This window comes from Variovorax sp. M-6 (assembly GCF_052114385.1).
In the GTDB taxonomy this organism is placed as follows: Bacteria; Pseudomonadota; Gammaproteobacteria; order Burkholderiales; family Burkholderiaceae_C; genus Variovorax.
The window spans coordinates 123,415-138,496 of record NZ_JBFREQ010000009.1; the positions used below are offsets into that span (position 1 = coordinate 123,415).

Below are 15,082 nucleotides of genomic sequence, written 5' to 3' on the forward strand. Positions count from 1 at the left end.
GCGCATGAAGTTCGTCCTGCGATTCCTGCTGCGGGCGGTGCCGACGCTGCTCGGCGCCATCACCGTTCTGTTCCTGATCCTGCGGATGATCCCGGGCGATCCGGCGCAGGCCATGCTGGGCGCCGACGCGACCGGCGCCGACCTCGAGCGGGTGCGCCACCAGCTCGGGCTCGACCGCTCGCTGCTGGTGCAGTACGGCCATTTCATGTTCGACTTCCTGCGCGGCGACTGGGGCCTGTCGATCACCACCAAGACGCCGGCGCTCGGGCGCGTGCTGGAAGCCTTGCCCTCGACGCTGATGCTCTGCGCGGCGGCGATCACCATCGTCATCGTGGTCAGCATCCCGGCCGGCGTGATCAGCGCGGTCAAGCGCGACAGCTGGGTCGACTACGGCGTCTCGGTCGCGGTGTTCCTGCTGATGTCGATGCCGCAGTTCTGGCTCGGTCTGATCCTGCTGCTGGTGTTCTCGTACTGGCTCGACTGGTTCCCGATCTACGGCGGCGCCGATGGCGGCGGCCTGCTCTCGCAGCTGCATCACATCGCGCTGCCGGCCGCCACGCTCGCGGCCGGCTTCCTGGGCCTGTCGACGCGGCTGACCCGCTCCAGCATGCTCGAGACGCTCGGCCGCGACTATGTGCGCACCGCGCGCGCCAAGGGCCTGCCCGAGCGCGTCGTGATCGTGCGGCACGCGCTGCGCAACGCCCTGCTCTCGGTCATCACGGTGCTCGGCCTCACGGTGGGGCAACTGCTGGGCGGCGCCGTGATCGTCGAGGTGGTGTTTGCGCGGCCCGGCGTCGGCACCATGATCTGGGACGCCATCCTCCAGCGCGACTATCCGCAGGTGCAGGCCGCGGTCGCGATCTTCGCCGCCCTCTTCATCCTGACCAACTTCCTGACCGATGCGCTGTACGGGGCGTTGAACCCGCGCATCCGCGTCTGAGGCGCCCTCCATGTCCCGTCTACTGCAGAGCCCCAAGGCTCTGGCCGGCGCCTTGCTGGTCCTCCTGATCCTGCTCACCGCGCTGCTGGCGCCGCTGCTCGCGCCCTTCGACCCGCTGCAGCTCGATCCTGCGGTCAGCGTGATGCCGCCCTCGGCCGCCAATTGGCTGGGCACCGACTTCTTCGGCCGCGACATCCTGTCGCGCATGGTGTGGGGCGCCCGGCCTTCGCTCATGATCGGCTTCGCAAGCGTGGCCATCGGCTGCGCGATCGGCTCGGCGATCGGCCTCGCGGCGGGCTTCTTCGGCGGCTGGGTCGACCTGGTGCTGATGCGGCCGATCGACGTGCTGCTGAGCTTTCCGATCGTGGTGCTCGCGCTGGCGCTGGTGGCCGCGCTGGGCCCGAGCCTGATGAACCTGATCCTGACCATCAGCCTGCTGTTCGTGCCGCGCTTCGCGCGCGTGGTGCGGGCAGAAACCCTGGCGCTGCGCGAACTCGACTACGTCGACGCCGCGCGCGCTTCGGGGCAGACGCCCTACCGCATCATCGTGCGCCACCTGCTGCCGAACGCGACCGCGCAGATCATCGTGACCTGCACGGTGTTCATGGCGGACGCCATCCTGATCGAGGCCGGCCTGTCGTTCCTCGGCGTCGGCGTCACGCCGCCCGAGCCCTCGTGGGGCAACATGCTGGCCGAGGGCCGCAGCAACATCCTCGGCGCGCCCTGGCTCACGACCTTTCCGGGCCTGATGCTGACGTTGACGCTGATCGGCTTCAACCTGCTGGGCGACGCGCTGCGGGACATCCTCGATCCGCGCCTGCGGGGGGTACAGGCATGAATCCGCCACCGATCCTCGAGGTGCGCGGCCTCGTCACCGAGTTCGGCCGCGGCGACGGCGCGCGGCGCGCGGTCGACGGCGTGTCCTTCGCGCTGAAGCGCGGCGAGATCCTCGGCCTGGTCGGCGAGTCCGGCTCCGGCAAGAGCGTCACGGCGCTCTCGCTGTTGCGGCTCATCGATCGCCAAGCCGGTCGCGTGGCGGGCGGCCAGATCCTGTTCGACGGCATGGACCTGGCGGCGGCGACCGACGCCACCCTGCGCCAGATCCGCGGGCGCCGCATCTCGATGATCTTCCAGGAGCCGCTGTCGGCGCTCAATCCCTGCTACACCATCGGGGACCAGGTCGGCGAGGTCTTCGTCGCGCACGGCGACGGCGCCGGCGAGGCGAGCCGCAGGCGGGTGCTCGACCTGCTCAAGCTGGTCCGGATCCCGGATCCCGAAGGCATCATGCGGCGCTACCCGCACGAGATCAGCGGCGGCATGCGGCAGCGCGCGATGATCGCAATGGCGCTGGCCTACACGCCGGAGGTGTTGATCGCCGACGAGCCCACCACCGCGCTCGACGTCACGATCCAGGCGCAGGTGCTGAACCTGATCGACCGGCTGCGCCGCGAGCTCGGCCTGTCGGTGATCCTGATCACGCACGACATGGGTGTGGTCGCCCAGTACGCCGACCGCGTGGCCGTGATGTACGGCGGGCGCATCGCCGAGACCGGCGAGGTCGGCGCGGTGTTCGCGCAGCCCCGCCATCCCTATTCGGAGGGGCTGCTGGCGTCGGTGCCGCGGCTCGGCGCGCGCTGGCGCGACGGGGTGCGGCGGCTCGCCGAGATTCCGGGCAGCGTGCCGGGCATCGGGGTGCTGCGCCAGGGATGCCGCTTCGCGCCGCGCTGCGCGCTGGCCGTCGCACGCTGCACCGAGGCGGCGCCGCCATTGGTGGACGACGGCAGCGGCCACGCCGCGGCCTGCTGGCTGCGCTCGCCGCCGCCCGATGACAACGCTTCGCAGGAGACTGGACCATGAGCGACGCAGGCGAGATGCTGCTCGAGATCGACCGGCTCAGCATGCGCTACCCGGTGCGGCAGCGCGGCTTCATGCAGCCGCGGCAGTACGTGCATGCGGTCAACGACGTGAGCTTCTCGCTGCGCCAGGGCGAGACGCTGGGCATCGTCGGCGAAAGCGGCTGCGGCAAGACCACGCTCGCGCGCTGCATCCTGCGCCTGCACGAACCCACCGACGGAAGGATCACGCTGCGCGGGCGCGACATCACGCACATCAAGGGACGCGAACTGCGCGAGGCGCGGCGCGACATGCAGTTCGTCTTCCAGGACCCGTATGCCTCGCTGGATCCGCGGTTGCGCGCCATCGAGCTGGTGCGCGAACCGCTCGATGCGCTCGGCCGCATGACGCGCGCGCAGGCGGACGCAAGGGCGCTGGAACTGCTCGAGAAGGTCGGGCTGTCGCGCGCGCAGGCCCGCCAGTACCCGCACCAGTTCTCGGGCGGCCAGCGCCAGCGCATCGGCCTCGCGCGGGCCCTGGCGCTCAATCCCAAGCTGGTGGTGGCCGACGAGCCGGTGAGCGCACTCGATGTCTCGGTGCGGGCGCAGATCCTCAACCTGATGGCCGACCTGCGGCGCGAGTTCGGCCTGAGCTACGTCATCATCTCGCACGACCTGGCCATCATCGAGCACGTCTGCGACCAGGTGGCGATCGTCTATCTGGGCCGGATCGTGGAGTACGGGCCGGTCGAGCAGATCTTCCGCAACCCGCAGCACCCCTACACGCGGGCGCTGCTCGAGTCCATTCCGCGCCCCGATCCGTCGCGGCGCCGCCGCGAACAGGACATCGTGGGCGACCTGCCGAACCCGGTGTCGCCGCCGCCGGGGTGCGCGTTCCATCCGCGCTGCCCGCATGCGCAGGACGTCTGTCGGGCGTCGGTGCCGCCGCTGGATGCGAACCGCGGGGTGCAGGCCGGGCATCGCGTGGCCTGCCACCTGGCAGCGCAGCTGCCGCAGGCGACCGGCGTGGTCTGAGGCGCGCGGCGCGCGCTCAGGTCGCGCCGCCGTCGACGATGAAGCTCTGCGCGCTGATGAGCCGGCTGTCGTCGGCGGCCAGGAACAGCGCCATGCGCGCAATGTCCTCGGGGTACAGCTTCTCCTTCAGGCACTGGTTCTGCAGCAGCCGGGCCTCGGCCTCGGGCGTGAGCCAGCGTGACACCTGCCGCTCGGTCATGATCCAGCCGGGCAGCAGCGCGTTGACGCGCACGCCGTCGACGCCGAACTCGCGCGCCAGTGCCTTGGTCAATCCGACGATCGCGGCCTTGGCCGCGACATAGGCCGGCAGGCCCGGCGTGCCCTTGAGCCAGGTCACGGAACTCATGTTGATGATCGAGCCGGCGCGCTTTCGCCGCATGCCGTCGATCACCGCCTGCGCCGCGAACGCGTGATGCCGCAGGTTGACGTCCATCAGCTGCTGCCAGCGCTCCGGCGTCAATGCCTCGAGCGCGTGGCGCTCGTCGTTGGCGGCGTTGTTGATCAGCACGTCGACGTCGCCGAACGACGCGGCGACGGCCGCGATGGCGTTTTGCAGCGCCGCGATGTCCGAGACGTCGCAGGGCACGAAGTGCGGGCGCTGCAGCCCTTCGCCCGCGAGCCGCTCGCACAGCGCGTGCGACGGTTCGGTCGCGATGTCGACGAAGCCGACCCTGGCCCCCTGGCGGACGAAATGCTCGACCAAGCTGGCGCCGATGCCGCTGCCGCCGCCGCTGATGAAGACCGTGCGTTGCCGCAGGGACGGATAGCTTGCCATGTCGCTCATTGCTGCGGTGCTCCGGTGTCGATGCGGTAGACGCGCGCCGCGGTGCCGCTGAACAGCGCGCGGCGCGCCGTCGGGTCGAGCCCGGCGCAGAGTTCACCGTAGCTCGCGAAGACCTGCTCGTAGCGCTTGTAGAGCCGGTCGATCGGGAAATTGGAGCCGAACATCAAGCGTTCGGCGCCGAAGTGCTCGAGCAGGAAATCGAACACCGGCTGCACGCTCGCGGCGCTCCAGCCGGGATCGACCATGCCGAGGCCGGAGAATTTGACAAAGGAACCAGGACGCGCAGCGATGCGGCGCATGCCGTCCTGCCAGTGCGCGAGACCCTCGCCCCGATAGTCGAAAGGCAGGCCGGCATGGTTCAAGATGACCACCGTGTCCGGATGTCGCTCGGCCATGCGCGCAGCCGCTGCCAGCTGCCACGGATTGACCTGCAGGTCGAACGACAGGCCGAGCTCGCCAAGCTGCGCGAACCCGCGCTGCCATGCCGGGTCGCTCAGGTAGTCGCCGCGGTCGCAGAGGCGCATGCACTCCTGGTCGCCCCAGTTGAGCATCTGCCGCACGCCGCGGAAGCCCGGACTGGCCGCATGACGTGCGAGCAGCGCATCGACTTGCGGATCCGCGAGGTTGGCATACCCAACGATCGCAATCGGCAGGCCGCTGCGGTCGGCTTGCTGCTGGACCCAGGTGCTCTCCTCGACGGCATCCTGCGGATTGCGCCCGCATTGCAGGTGCACGGAGGCCAACAGCTCGATCGGCGCGGCCTCGCGGCGCAGGTCCTCCACTTCGTAGCGGGTGCAGACGGCCGAGGTATCGCCCATGAACTTGACGGCGCCCGAACGCATCCACGGATAGCCGCCCGCGGCCGGATCCCACAGGTGGTGGTGGGCGTCGATGATCTTCAGCGGCGCCACGCGCTGCGTGCTCAATGGATGCTGCGCGCGTCGCCGACGGCGCGCCGCAGGCTCTCGATGCTGAAGCCGGGCTCCCGGGCGGCCGCGATGATCACCGCCTCGCGGCGGGTGAGCGTGGCCACCACCTCCGGAATGCGCGCCGCGTGCTCCACCGGGATCACCACCGCGCCGTGGCGGTCGGCATGGACCAGGTCGTTGTGCCCGATGTAGGCGCCGGCCACCGACACCGTGCCGCCGAAATCGACGACGTGATAGTGCGCATGCGAAGGAACCACCATCCGGCACAGCATCTGGAAGCCCGGCGCGTTGGTGTCGACGTCGCGCACGCTGCCGTCGGTCACCACGCCCTGGCAGCCGAAGCCCTTGTGGATGCTGGTGTTGACCTCGCCCCAGAACGAGCCGAAGCCGGCCCGCCCCGCGTCCAGGTCCTGGATGATGCAGACCGACGGCCGCGGACCGCCGTCGGCGATGTATTCGTAATAGGCCATCGTGCGCTTGCCGCCCTCTTCCGGCGTCTGGCGCAGCGGGTGCACCGAGCGCATGGTGGCGGTGCGCGCGTAGCCGACCATCGGCTTGAGCTCGGGATAGAGGCAGTTCAGGCCTTCGGTCGTGAAGCCGACGCTTCGGCGCTCGGGCGCGATCACTTCGAGCGCGTTGCAGATCGTGGGCGTGTCGAACGTGGCGAGTTGCGCCAGCAGAGTGTCCGGAAGTGGTGCGACGGCTTTGTCTTCGATGGTCATGCAGAGTCTCCTCGGTGGTCGCCCATCGCACGCGTCGAGAGCGAATAAAGTTAGTATACGTTCTAAATAACGGTCAGCGCGCGGCCAGCAGGAGATCGGCGCCCTTCTCGCCGATCATCACGGCCGCCGCGTTGGTGTTGCCCGAAACGATGGTCGGCATGATGGACGCGTCGATCACGCGCAGCCCCGCGATGCCGCGCACCCGCAGCGCCGGATCCACCACCGCCATGGCGTCGATGCCCATCTTGCAGGTCCCGCTCGCATGAAAGGCGGTGCCGGCGTTCGCCTGCCCATAGGCCAGCCATTGCGCCGCGGTCTGCACTTGCGGGCCGGGCAACGCTTCCTGCACCGCCTCGGCACCGAGCGCCCGGGTGTGGAACAGCTCGCGCGCGAGCTGCAGCCCGGCCACGAGCACCTCGCGGTCCTTCGCCTCGCTCAGGCAGTTGGGCTGGATGAACGGCGGCTCGGCCGCATCGGCGCTGCGGATCCAGAGCCGGCCGCGGCTGAGCGGCCGGTTGGGCACGCACGAGACCGTCATGCCCGGAAAGGGATGCACCGACCCGGCGGTGGCCGCTGCGCTGAATGCGAGGAAGTGCAGTTGCAGGTCGGCGCTGGCGACGGCGGCGCTGCTGCGCGCGAACATCCCCATGGTCATCGGCCCGCCGGCCAGCACGCCGCCACGCGTGGCCAGGTAGCGCAGGCCGGCCGCGGCCTGCAGCAGCTTGCTGCGGCGCATGGTGTTGAGCGAATGCCCACGACAGCGGAAGACGACGCGGGTGTTGAGGTGGTCCATCAGGTTCTCGCCGACGCCCGGTGCATCGAGCACGACCGGGATCTTCAGGTCGTCCAGCAGCCGCGCCGGTCCGACACCCGAGACCTGAAGCAATTGCGGCGAGCCGATGGCGCCGGCAGCCAGCACCGTCTGCTGGTCCGCGAAGACCTGCAGCCGGCGTCCGCCGCGCTGGAATTCGACCCCCAGCGCGCGCGTGCCGTCGAACAGCACGCGCCGGACCTGCACCCCGGTCAGCACCCGGAGGTTGGGGCGCGGGCCGGGCCTGTGCAGATAGGCGGCGGCCGTGCTGCTGCGCCGGCCGTCGCGCACGGTCAGCTGGTAGCGCCCGGCGCCCTGCTGCCCGCCGCTGTTGAAATTGGGATTGAAGCCGTAGCCCAGTTCCTGGCCAGCCGCCAGGAAGGCATCGTGCAGCGGATGCCGCATCGGCGGATCCGCCAGGCCGAGCGGCCCGTCGGTCCCGTAGTCGCCGGGATCCTCCCCGCGATAGCCTTCGGCCCGGCGGAAGAAGGGCAGCAGTTCGGCGTGGGACCAGCCTTCGCAGCCGGCCGCGGTCCAGGCGTCGTAGTCCTCGGGTTGGCCGCGCACATAGATCATCGCGTTGATCGCGCTGGAGCCGCCGAGCACGCGGCCCCGCGGCCACGTGAGCCGGCGATCGCCGAGGCCGGGCACGGGTTCGGTCTGGTAGAGCCAGGCCAGCTTGGGGTTGTAGGCATTGCGCGCGAAACCGAGCGGCACATGGATCCACGGGTCGCGGTCCGGACCACCGGCTTCGAGCAGCAGTACCTTGCAGCGCGGGTCGGCCGACAGGCGATGGGCCAGCACGCAGCCGGCCGAACCGGCGCCGACGATCACGTAGTCGACATGCGGCACGCGCGTCACGAGAGCGCGCCGCCGTCGATGCTGAGCGCCTGCCCCGTGATGTTGCCTGCGCCCGCGCTCGCGAGGAAGGCCACCAGCCGTGCGACCTCCTCGGGCTGGCTGAAGCGGCCGGTCGGCGTGAGCGCCACGGCCTGGGCCTGGCTCAGCCCCAGGTCCTCGAGCCGGCCCAGGGCCATCTCGGTCGCGACCCACCCGGGGCAGACGGCGTTGACCGTGATGCCGCGCGGACCCAGTGCCCGGGCGAGCGATCGCGTCAGGCCGATCACGCCGTGCTTGGAGGCCGAGTACGCCAGCTGGTCGGCGACGCCGCGCAGGCCGAGGATCGAGGAGATGTTGACGATCCGGCCCTCGCCGTCCACCAGCAGCTCGCGCGCCGCGCGGCAGCAGGCCCAGGTGCCGGTGAGGTTGGTGGCGAGGATCGGCGCCCACTCCGCTTCCTCGGCGTCGCTGCCGAAGGGTGCGCCGCCCGCGATCGCGGCGTTGTTGACCAGCACGTGGAGCCGGCCATGGCGCTGCCGCACTTCGTCGAAGAGCGCGGCGACCTGCGCCGGATCGGTGACGTCGCAGCGCGCCGCGGCGATGCCCGCCGGCAGCGATGTGCCCGAGCGCGAGGTACCGATCACGGTGTAGCCTTCGCTCGCGAGCAGTTCCGCGATGGCGCGGCCGATGCCGCGGCTGGCTCCGGTGACCACCGCCACCGGCTTGCGATCCGTCATGTCGTCTCCTCTTCGGGCGTTCGGCCTCGGGCCTCGGAGCCCTCTTGATAAGTTAGTATACGTTCTAATTTCAGACCATCGGAGACCGCATGGAAGCGATTCTGAGAGCCCTGCGCGAAGCACTGGGCGAAACCGCCGTGCTCACCGGCGAGGACGTACGCGCCCGCCCCGTCTCTCGCATCGTGCAAAGCGGCTGCGAGGCCGGCGCGCTGGTCCGGCCGGCTTCGACCGAAGAGGTGGCGCTGGTGCTGCGGCTGTGCCACGAGGCCGGCCAGCCCGTGGTGCCCCGGGCCGGCATGACCGGGCTCGTCGGCGGCTCCCTGGCCGGGCCCGGGGAGATCGCCCTCTCGCTGGAGCGCATGAACCGCATCGAGGAGATCGACCCGGTTTCGCAGACCATGACGGTGCAGGCCGGCACGCCGCTGCAGGCAATCCAGGAAGCGGCCGAAGCGCAGGGCCTGCTGTTTCCGCTGGACCTCGGCGCGCGCGGTTCCGCCACCATCGGCGGCAACATCGCCACCAACGCCGGCGGCAACAAGGTGCTGCGCTACGGCATGACGCGCGACATGGTGCTGGGTCTCGAGGCGGTGCTGCCGAACGGCGAGATCGTCTCGTCGATGTTCAAGATCATCAAGAACAACACCGGCCTCGACATCAAGCAGCTGTTCGTCGGCACCGAAGGCACGCTGGGCGTGGTGACGCGCGCGGTGCTGCGCCTGCAGCCGCAGCCGCGCACGCGGCAGACCGTGCTCGGGGCCTTTCGCGATTTCGAATCGGTCGCCACGATGCTCGACCGCATGCGCGCCGCTTCGGGCGGCAGCCTGAGCTCCTACGAGATCATGTGGCGCGACTACTACCTGCTGCTGACCGCGCCCGGGCGCCGCCCGCCGCCGCTGGCGCAGGACTACCCGTTCTACTCGCTGATCGAATGCGAGGGCGCCGACGAGGAAGCCGACAGCGCGCGCTTCCATGCCGTGCTCGAGAGCTGCATGGAGAGCGGCCTGATGGTGGATGCCGTGATCGCGCAATCCGAAGCCGAGCGCATCGACCTCTGGCGCATTCGCGACGATGTGCACTACCTGCGCACGCTGAATCCGCTGTTCGTCTTCGACGTCAGCCTGCCGGTGCCGGCGATGGCGCGCTACGTGGACGATCTGCGCGCCGAACTGGAGCGCCGATGGGAGGGCGTCACCCTGATCTCGTACGGCCACCTGGGGGATGGCAACCTGCACATCGCCGTGTCCTGCGGCAGCAGCGCGGACAAGGCCGCGATCGAGCGGCTCGTCTACGAGCCGCTGCGGGTCTTTCGCGGTTCGATATCGGCGGAGCACGGCATCGGAGTGGACAAGAAGAAGTACCTCGGCCTGACGCGCACCGAGCAGGAGATCGGCGTCATGCGGGCGGTCAAGGCCGCACTGGACCCGAAGAACATCCTGAATCCCGGAAAGATCTGCTGAGCCGGTGCCGTCGAGCTTCTCACCGGTCCTTGCGCAACAGCTGGCGCAAGGTCGGCCGGGGGGGCGTCGCTCTGGCCGCCTCCTCCTTCTGCCGCTCGCGATAGGCGGCGCGCTGGGCTTGGAGCACGGCGGAGAGCGCGGCGAGGCTGGCCTCGTCGTAGTGCCAGACCCCCGTCACGGCGAAGTGGCCGGCCTGCCCCGCGTGCGGCTTGGGGCTGACTTGAACGTTCGCGGTGCCGATGCTCTGCAGGATCTCGGCCCGGGCGCTGGCCAGCGCGGTTTGCCGCCCTTCGAAGCCTTCGATGTCGCGGCTCAGCTCGATGCCGATGGCATGGATCGACGGATAGCGCTCGGCGATGAAGGTCACCACTTCGGCGAGCACCAGTTTCGGCAGCGCCTTGGCGCGGAAGTCGGCGGAGTCGGTGCTGACGAAGTTCTCGATCCGCACCTCGTCGCCGCCCGGACTCGGGGTGACCGACTGGACGCGTCCGATCAGGGCGCTGCCGTCGAACACCTCGATCCGCTCGCCGAGCACGTAGGGCCGCCCATCCGGACCGGTCAGGTGCAAGCGCTCGAAGGTCATGAATGGAGGTGGCAAGAAGATGCAGGAATGTACTCGGGCGCGGAGCGGCTGACGGGGCATCCGGGCCCTCGGCTGTCGCCTGCGGCACTCGTCGCGGGGCGGAGGCGCTGCTTGCCGGCAGTCGCCTCCCCGCGCAAGCGCACCCGCTCAGCGCGCGTGCGCTTCGGCCCAGCGGACGATGTCCGCCGCGCCCATCGCGCCGGCCTGGCGGGCCACCTCGCGGCCGCCCTTGAACAGCGCGAGCGTGGGAATGCTGCGGATGTTGAAGCGCGTCCCGAGGGCCGGAACCGCCTCGGTGTCGACCTTGGCCAGGCGCATGCGCGGTTCGAGCCGGGCCGCCGCCTGCTCGAAGCCGGGTGCCATCTGGCGGCACGGGCCGCACCACGGTGCCCAGAAATCCACCAGCAGCGGAATCTCGCTGCGCGCCACGTGGCGATCGAAGGCGGCTTCGTCCAGCGCCGTCGAACGGCCGGCGAACAGCGGCTGGTGGCAGTGGCCGCAGTCGGGAGCGCTGCCGAGTTGCTCGGTGCGGACGCGGTTGGTGGTGTGGCAGTGCGGGCACACGATGTGCAGCGTATCGGTCATGGAATCTCCGTGGGCGGGCGGTCTCGTTCCAGGGACCTGGGGTCGCGCCACGCGAATGCAAGAACACCCCGCGAACGTGGGCCTCGCCCCGGTCCGCGGGATCCTGAAATAATGAACACTTCGTTACAGGAGTCTTATCCGTGAATTTGAGAACCTCTTCGACCGGTTTCGCGGTCCTGGCCGCCCTCGCCGTCCTGGCCGCAGGCTGCGCGCAGACCCAAAGCCAACCCCAGGCGAATGCAGCGCCGGCGCCAGAGCCCGTGGCGGCCGCCGCGCCGGCGCCGGTCAAGCCCGAAGTGCCGAGCACCGGCAAGACGAGCTACGACCAGGTCGTGAAGGCCGTGCGCGCGGCCCGCGGCGACGAGGCCAAGCTCGAAAAGGCGCTGATCGGCAAGGATCTGAGCGCCCGGGTGACCAAGGTCAAGGGCGCGGGCGATGACTTCGCGGTCCGGCCGGCCGACCCGGTGCGGTTCCAGTGCGACGGCGAGTCCTTCGCCGGCGGGCAGATCTCGTCGCGCATCGTCGGCGTCGAATGGTCCGCCGACACCAAGCGGGCGTTGCTGAAGGTCGATCGCTGCGGGCCGCCCGAGGCGGTGGCGAGCGCGCCGGCGCCCAAGCCGGCACCTGCCGCTGCCGCAGCGGCTGCTGCTGCGCCCGCAGCCGCCGCCCCTGCCGCCCGCGGCCCTGCGAAGCCCGGCATGGACGCCCAGGGCAACGTGATCGACTCCACCAAGATCGAGTCCGGCAGCGGCCGGACCGTGAAGGGCATGAACGACTACGAAGGCGAGATCACCGGCAACCCGGCACCGAATTCGAAGTTCACCAAGCTGCAGATCGGCATGAGCCTGAAACAGGTCACCGACATCGTGGGCGAGCCGACGGACTCGGGCGCGTACGTCACCGGCAAGGCCTTCATTCCGTTCTACTTCGGCGGCGACCGCACCCGCATCGAGCTGGCCTACAAGGGCCAGGGGCGCCTGATCTTCGCGGGCGGCAACCTCGGCAACATCTCGGGCGGCAACCTGACCTGGATCATCCACAACCCGAACGACAGCGGGTACCGCTGAAATCGGGGTGGCGGTGCGCTCGCAGCGGGGCTGCGCGGCGCATCGACGCCATGAATGGCCCTTCTGGTTTTGATTTTCAGACAAAACCTCGACGGCGGCCGAGTTCCGAGCCCGATCTGCGTGTGTGGGGTACGCGGCGACCCCCGAAGCGCACAGGCGCCATTGTTTCCTCGGGATGAACACTGCAGTTCCCTTTGCGTCGTTTCTGCCTGGTTTGTTGGCCTCAAACTCTGGTCATACAGAGGCAGCTATGAACACGACATGGAACTTCATCTTGGCCTGCGCGGTGACCCTGGCGTCCGCGGCTGGAATCATCGGCGGTGAGGCCGCGAAGGGCGAGTTGCGGCTCGCCGAGGCGGCCACGTCCGTCAGCGCAAGCTCCGAGGCGTTCGCCTCGTTCGCCTGGTTGACCCGGGGCAGCACGTCGGTGGCCTCCGCTCGGTAGGGAGCGGTCCCCAGACACCGTTGCGGCCCAGGGTCAGATGGCCGTCGCGGGCTTCGCAATCAATAGGCCCTAGTCGACGTAGTCCACCAACAGAGGTGCCACCGCGCGCAGGAACGCAAGCTCGCACGGCTTCAGCTGGCAATGGCCCATGTCGAAATGGCAGAGGATTCCGCAGGCGGGTCCGTCCACCGGTGCCACCACCAACCCGCAGTACGAGACGATCAGGCCGCCGAGCGGCTTCAGACGATCGTCCTGACTGCAGTCCGACGTGACGAAATCGCCGTCCGCCACGGTGATCCTGTTTATGGCGTCCAGGAACGGAGCACTTGGCAGGTAGGCGCGGTCTTCACCGAAGCGATCGAAGACGCAGATGGGCTCCAAGATGTCATGGTGGATCCTGTGCAGCGCCGTATATCGGAATTTCGCTCGACCGTTCAGAAGTTCCAGCGCCGGGGACAGACCCCGTTGCAGGCAGACCTCGAAGGCCAGAAGCTGGTCCTCGAAGGGAATTTCTGGCGATGCCATCTGGTCGTCAGGTGCTATTCGCCGAACACTTCCCTGATCGAGTCGCTCGCATCTCGCTGCCTGTCATCCTTGAACCCGCGGACCACTTCCGCGCATTCGTCGGCGACGAGCATCCCGAAGTCGCGCAGCCGCATGGGCAGCGAATCACCGGGCTTGATCAGCATCGCGGCCGTGGCGCAGCGGCGCAATATCTCGTCCGGTGCTTCGATGTGGATGGTCATGGCTTGCCTCCGATCTCCTGGTGCTTCATCCGTCGACCAGCGTCGCGAGAAGCGTTGCAATGCCGTCAAGCCGCGCGACGTGGTGCAGGCGGTCGGGATCCGGCGCGCGCAGCAACAGCGACGGGACGGCGGCCCTTTCGGGGTCCTCGAGAACGACCACGCCATGGGACTCCTCGATCGCGCTCAGGCCCAGCGTGCCCTCGCCGTCGCAGCCTGAAAGCAGCACCCCGATCAAGCGCCGCCCATGCGTCGTGGCGGCGGAGCTGAACAGCCGATCGATGGGGCGCATGCCCCTCGGCGTCGTGTCCCGATCGTCCAGGCCTATCGCGCCGCCCGGCCGGATCACGAGGTCCACGCCAGCCGGCGGCAGGTAGGCATGGCCGACCCGCGGGAAGCGGCCTTCGCACGCATAGCTGACCGGCATGCACGAATAGCCGTTCATGATGCGGACCAGCGTCTGGACACTCTGGGGGTGGGTGCGCAGGGCCACGAGCACGGGCGCCTGGAAGGTCGCGGGCAGCGCATTCAGGATCGTCGACAACGCCGCCAGGCGGCCCTCGGCGGCGCCGATGACGACCAGGTCGCGGCTCGGGGTCATGGGCCGTCGCCGCCTCGTGAACTCGGCGTGTTGCGCAGGCGCTCGCAGGCCGCCTCGAATGCCGGCACCGCACGCCATTGCGAAGGGGTCGCTTTCTGCAACATAGCCTCGTCGCCCGTAGTGGATCCACCCCTGAGATTCCGGATTCGGCCGCCGCTTCAAGGGGGATAGAAAATATAGCACTGCGTGCTCAATCTATCCCCGACTTCTCATCAATCGGCAGGAGATCTCAGCGGAACTTCTTGCTGAACTCGCGCACGACACCCACGACCTTCGCGTCGCCCAGGGGCTTGATCGGGTAGCGCGCGTTGAGCGGCTTCAGATACAGATCGCCGCCGTCCTTGACCAGTTGCTTGAAGGTGGTGGCGCCGTCGCCGTCGAGCGCGATGACGTAGTCACCTGGCAAGGCGGCCAGTTCGGGTTCGACCACGATGACGGAGCCGGGAGGAAACGAATCGCCCGTCTCGCTCACCATGCTGTCGCCCTGGACGGCAAGGGCGTAGGTGTGGCGCTTGACCGGCACCGACACCGGCACCGTCTCGAACTTTCCCTTGGGCTTGAAATTGTCGATGACCGTGTAGTCCCCTGCCTCGACGTCGGACACCAGGGGCACTTCAGCGCGCATCGAAACTCCCTGGCCGGTGTTCGAGCCGCCTGACACCAACTCGGCCACGGAGATCCCCAGCAATTCCGCGACGCGATGCTGGTTGCTGCGCTTGGGCGCCGTACCGCCTGGCTTTTCCCATTGTTGTACCGCTCCTCGAGTGACTCCCACCGCATCGGCGAATTGCTGTTCGCTCATGCCAAGATTCCGGCGCCCTTCTCGGATCAGTCGATGGCTGCTCATGGCCGAAGACTACTGTTGGCGTTGGATAGAATTTTATTCTTCGATAGCCATTCTTGCATCCTGAGAAAGGCGTTGCGACCTCCATCGCACGCCGCGATTTCAAAGGCAAGGCGCCAAGCGATGG

Annotated in this window: 18 protein-coding genes; 7 read left to right on the plus strand and 11 right to left on the minus strand. The window is 69.0% G+C overall.

Annotated features, from left to right (window positions below):
- Positions 1-4: 4 nt before the first annotated feature.
- The 4 genes from AB4Z46_RS12815 to AB4Z46_RS12830 are packed head-to-tail and all read left to right on the plus strand — an operon-like array spanning position 5 to position 3,807.
- A complete protein-coding gene (locus tag AB4Z46_RS12815; RefSeq protein ID WP_442283871.1) occupies positions 5-940 on the plus strand; it encodes an ABC transporter permease in 936 nt (311 codons plus the stop codon).
- A gap of 10 nt (positions 941-950) precedes the next feature.
- Positions 951-1,778 (plus strand): ABC transporter permease, encoded by an 828-nt coding sequence (locus AB4Z46_RS12820; protein ID WP_442283872.1) that lies wholly within the window; start codon positions 951-953, stop codon positions 1,776-1,778.
- Positions 1,775-2,797 (plus strand): ABC transporter ATP-binding protein, encoded by a 1,023-nt coding sequence (locus AB4Z46_RS12825; RefSeq protein WP_442283873.1) that lies wholly within the window; start codon positions 1,775-1,777, stop codon positions 2,795-2,797. The genes AB4Z46_RS12820 and AB4Z46_RS12825 overlap by 4 nt, the downstream gene beginning before the upstream one ends.
- Positions 2,794-3,807 (plus strand): ABC transporter ATP-binding protein, encoded by a 1,014-nt coding sequence (locus AB4Z46_RS12830; RefSeq protein ID WP_442283874.1) that lies wholly within the window; start codon positions 2,794-2,796, stop codon positions 3,805-3,807. Before AB4Z46_RS12825 ends, AB4Z46_RS12830 begins: the two co-directional genes overlap by 4 nt.
- 16 nt (positions 3,808-3,823) lie before the next feature.
- On the opposite strand, the gene AB4Z46_RS12835 is transcribed toward AB4Z46_RS12830, so the two are convergent.
- From AB4Z46_RS12835 to AB4Z46_RS12855, 5 genes are all read right to left on the minus strand, one after another.
- A complete protein-coding gene (locus tag AB4Z46_RS12835; RefSeq protein WP_442283875.1) occupies positions 3,824-4,591 on the minus strand; it encodes an SDR family NAD(P)-dependent oxidoreductase in 768 nt (255 codons plus the stop codon).
- Positions 4,588-5,517 carry an amidohydrolase family protein gene (locus AB4Z46_RS12840; protein WP_442283876.1) on the minus strand — a complete coding sequence of 310 codons (930 nt, stop codon included), beginning with the start codon at positions 5,515-5,517 and terminating at the stop codon, positions 4,588-4,590. The genes AB4Z46_RS12835 and AB4Z46_RS12840 overlap by 4 nt, the downstream gene beginning before the upstream one ends.
- Positions 5,514-6,242 (minus strand): RraA family protein, encoded by a 729-nt coding sequence (locus tag AB4Z46_RS12845; RefSeq protein WP_442283877.1) that lies wholly within the window; start codon positions 6,240-6,242, stop codon positions 5,514-5,516. Before AB4Z46_RS12845 ends, AB4Z46_RS12840 begins: the two co-directional genes overlap by 4 nt.
- 73 nt (positions 6,243-6,315) lie before the next feature.
- Complete coding sequence (locus AB4Z46_RS12850; protein ID WP_442283878.1) at positions 6,316-7,914, minus strand: GMC family oxidoreductase; 1,599 nt, start codon at positions 7,912-7,914, stop codon at positions 6,316-6,318.
- The gene (locus AB4Z46_RS12855; protein ID WP_442283879.1) at positions 7,911-8,630 is read right to left on the minus strand and encodes an SDR family NAD(P)-dependent oxidoreductase; all 720 of its coding nucleotides are present in this window, start codon (positions 8,628-8,630) and stop codon (positions 7,911-7,913) included. Before AB4Z46_RS12855 ends, AB4Z46_RS12850 begins: the two co-directional genes overlap by 4 nt.
- An 89-nt stretch (positions 8,631-8,719) precedes the next feature.
- Here AB4Z46_RS12855 and AB4Z46_RS12860 point away from each other — a divergent pair, with 89 nt between their 5' ends.
- Positions 8,720-10,087, plus strand: a complete 1,368-nt coding sequence (locus AB4Z46_RS12860) for an FAD-binding oxidoreductase (protein WP_442283880.1) — start codon at positions 8,720-8,722, stop codon at positions 10,085-10,087.
- A 19-nt stretch (positions 10,088-10,106) separates the two neighbouring features.
- Here AB4Z46_RS12860 and AB4Z46_RS12865 read toward each other — a convergent pair whose 3' ends face one another.
- Both AB4Z46_RS12865 and trxC read right to left on the minus strand, forming a co-directional pair.
- Positions 10,107-10,670: a hypothetical protein gene (locus tag AB4Z46_RS12865; protein ID WP_442283881.1), complete on the minus strand. Its 564-nt coding sequence runs from the start codon at positions 10,668-10,670 to the stop codon at positions 10,107-10,109.
- A 147-nt stretch (positions 10,671-10,817) separates the two neighbouring features.
- Positions 10,818-11,255 carry a thioredoxin TrxC gene (gene trxC, locus AB4Z46_RS12870; RefSeq protein WP_442283882.1) on the minus strand — a complete coding sequence of 146 codons (438 nt, stop codon included), beginning with the start codon at positions 11,253-11,255 and terminating at the stop codon, positions 10,818-10,820.
- Between the two features lie 140 nt (positions 11,256-11,395).
- Here trxC and AB4Z46_RS12875 point away from each other — a divergent pair, with 140 nt between their 5' ends.
- Both AB4Z46_RS12875 and AB4Z46_RS12880 read left to right on the plus strand, forming a co-directional pair.
- Positions 11,396-12,322, plus strand: coding sequence for a hypothetical protein (locus tag AB4Z46_RS12875; protein ID WP_442283883.1), 927 nt, complete (start codon positions 11,396-11,398; stop codon positions 12,320-12,322).
- A gap of 250 nt (positions 12,323-12,572) precedes the next feature.
- Complete coding sequence (locus AB4Z46_RS12880) at positions 12,573-12,767, plus strand: hypothetical protein (RefSeq protein ID WP_442283884.1); 195 nt, start codon at positions 12,573-12,575, stop codon at positions 12,765-12,767.
- A gap of 69 nt (positions 12,768-12,836) precedes the next feature.
- Here the strand turns inward: AB4Z46_RS12880 and AB4Z46_RS12885 are convergent, their stop codons facing one another.
- The 4 genes from AB4Z46_RS12885 to AB4Z46_RS12900 form a co-directional block, all read right to left on the minus strand.
- Positions 12,837-13,292 carry a hypothetical protein gene (locus tag AB4Z46_RS12885; protein ID WP_442283885.1) on the minus strand — a complete coding sequence of 152 codons (456 nt, stop codon included), beginning with the start codon at positions 13,290-13,292 and terminating at the stop codon, positions 12,837-12,839.
- Between the two features lie 14 nt (positions 13,293-13,306).
- On the minus strand, positions 13,307-13,513 hold the full coding sequence (locus AB4Z46_RS12890; RefSeq protein WP_442283886.1) for a hypothetical protein: 207 nt from the start codon (positions 13,511-13,513) through the stop codon (positions 13,307-13,309).
- 25 nt (positions 13,514-13,538) lie between these two features.
- Positions 13,539-14,111: a chemotaxis protein CheB gene (locus AB4Z46_RS12895; RefSeq protein WP_442283887.1), complete on the minus strand. Its 573-nt coding sequence runs from the start codon at positions 14,109-14,111 to the stop codon at positions 13,539-13,541.
- Positions 14,112-14,340: 229 nt separating this feature from the next.
- Positions 14,341-14,958 carry a LexA family protein gene (locus AB4Z46_RS12900; RefSeq protein ID WP_442283888.1) on the minus strand — a complete coding sequence of 206 codons (618 nt, stop codon included), beginning with the start codon at positions 14,956-14,958 and terminating at the stop codon, positions 14,341-14,343.
- Between the last annotated feature and the right edge of the window lie 124 nt (positions 14,959-15,082).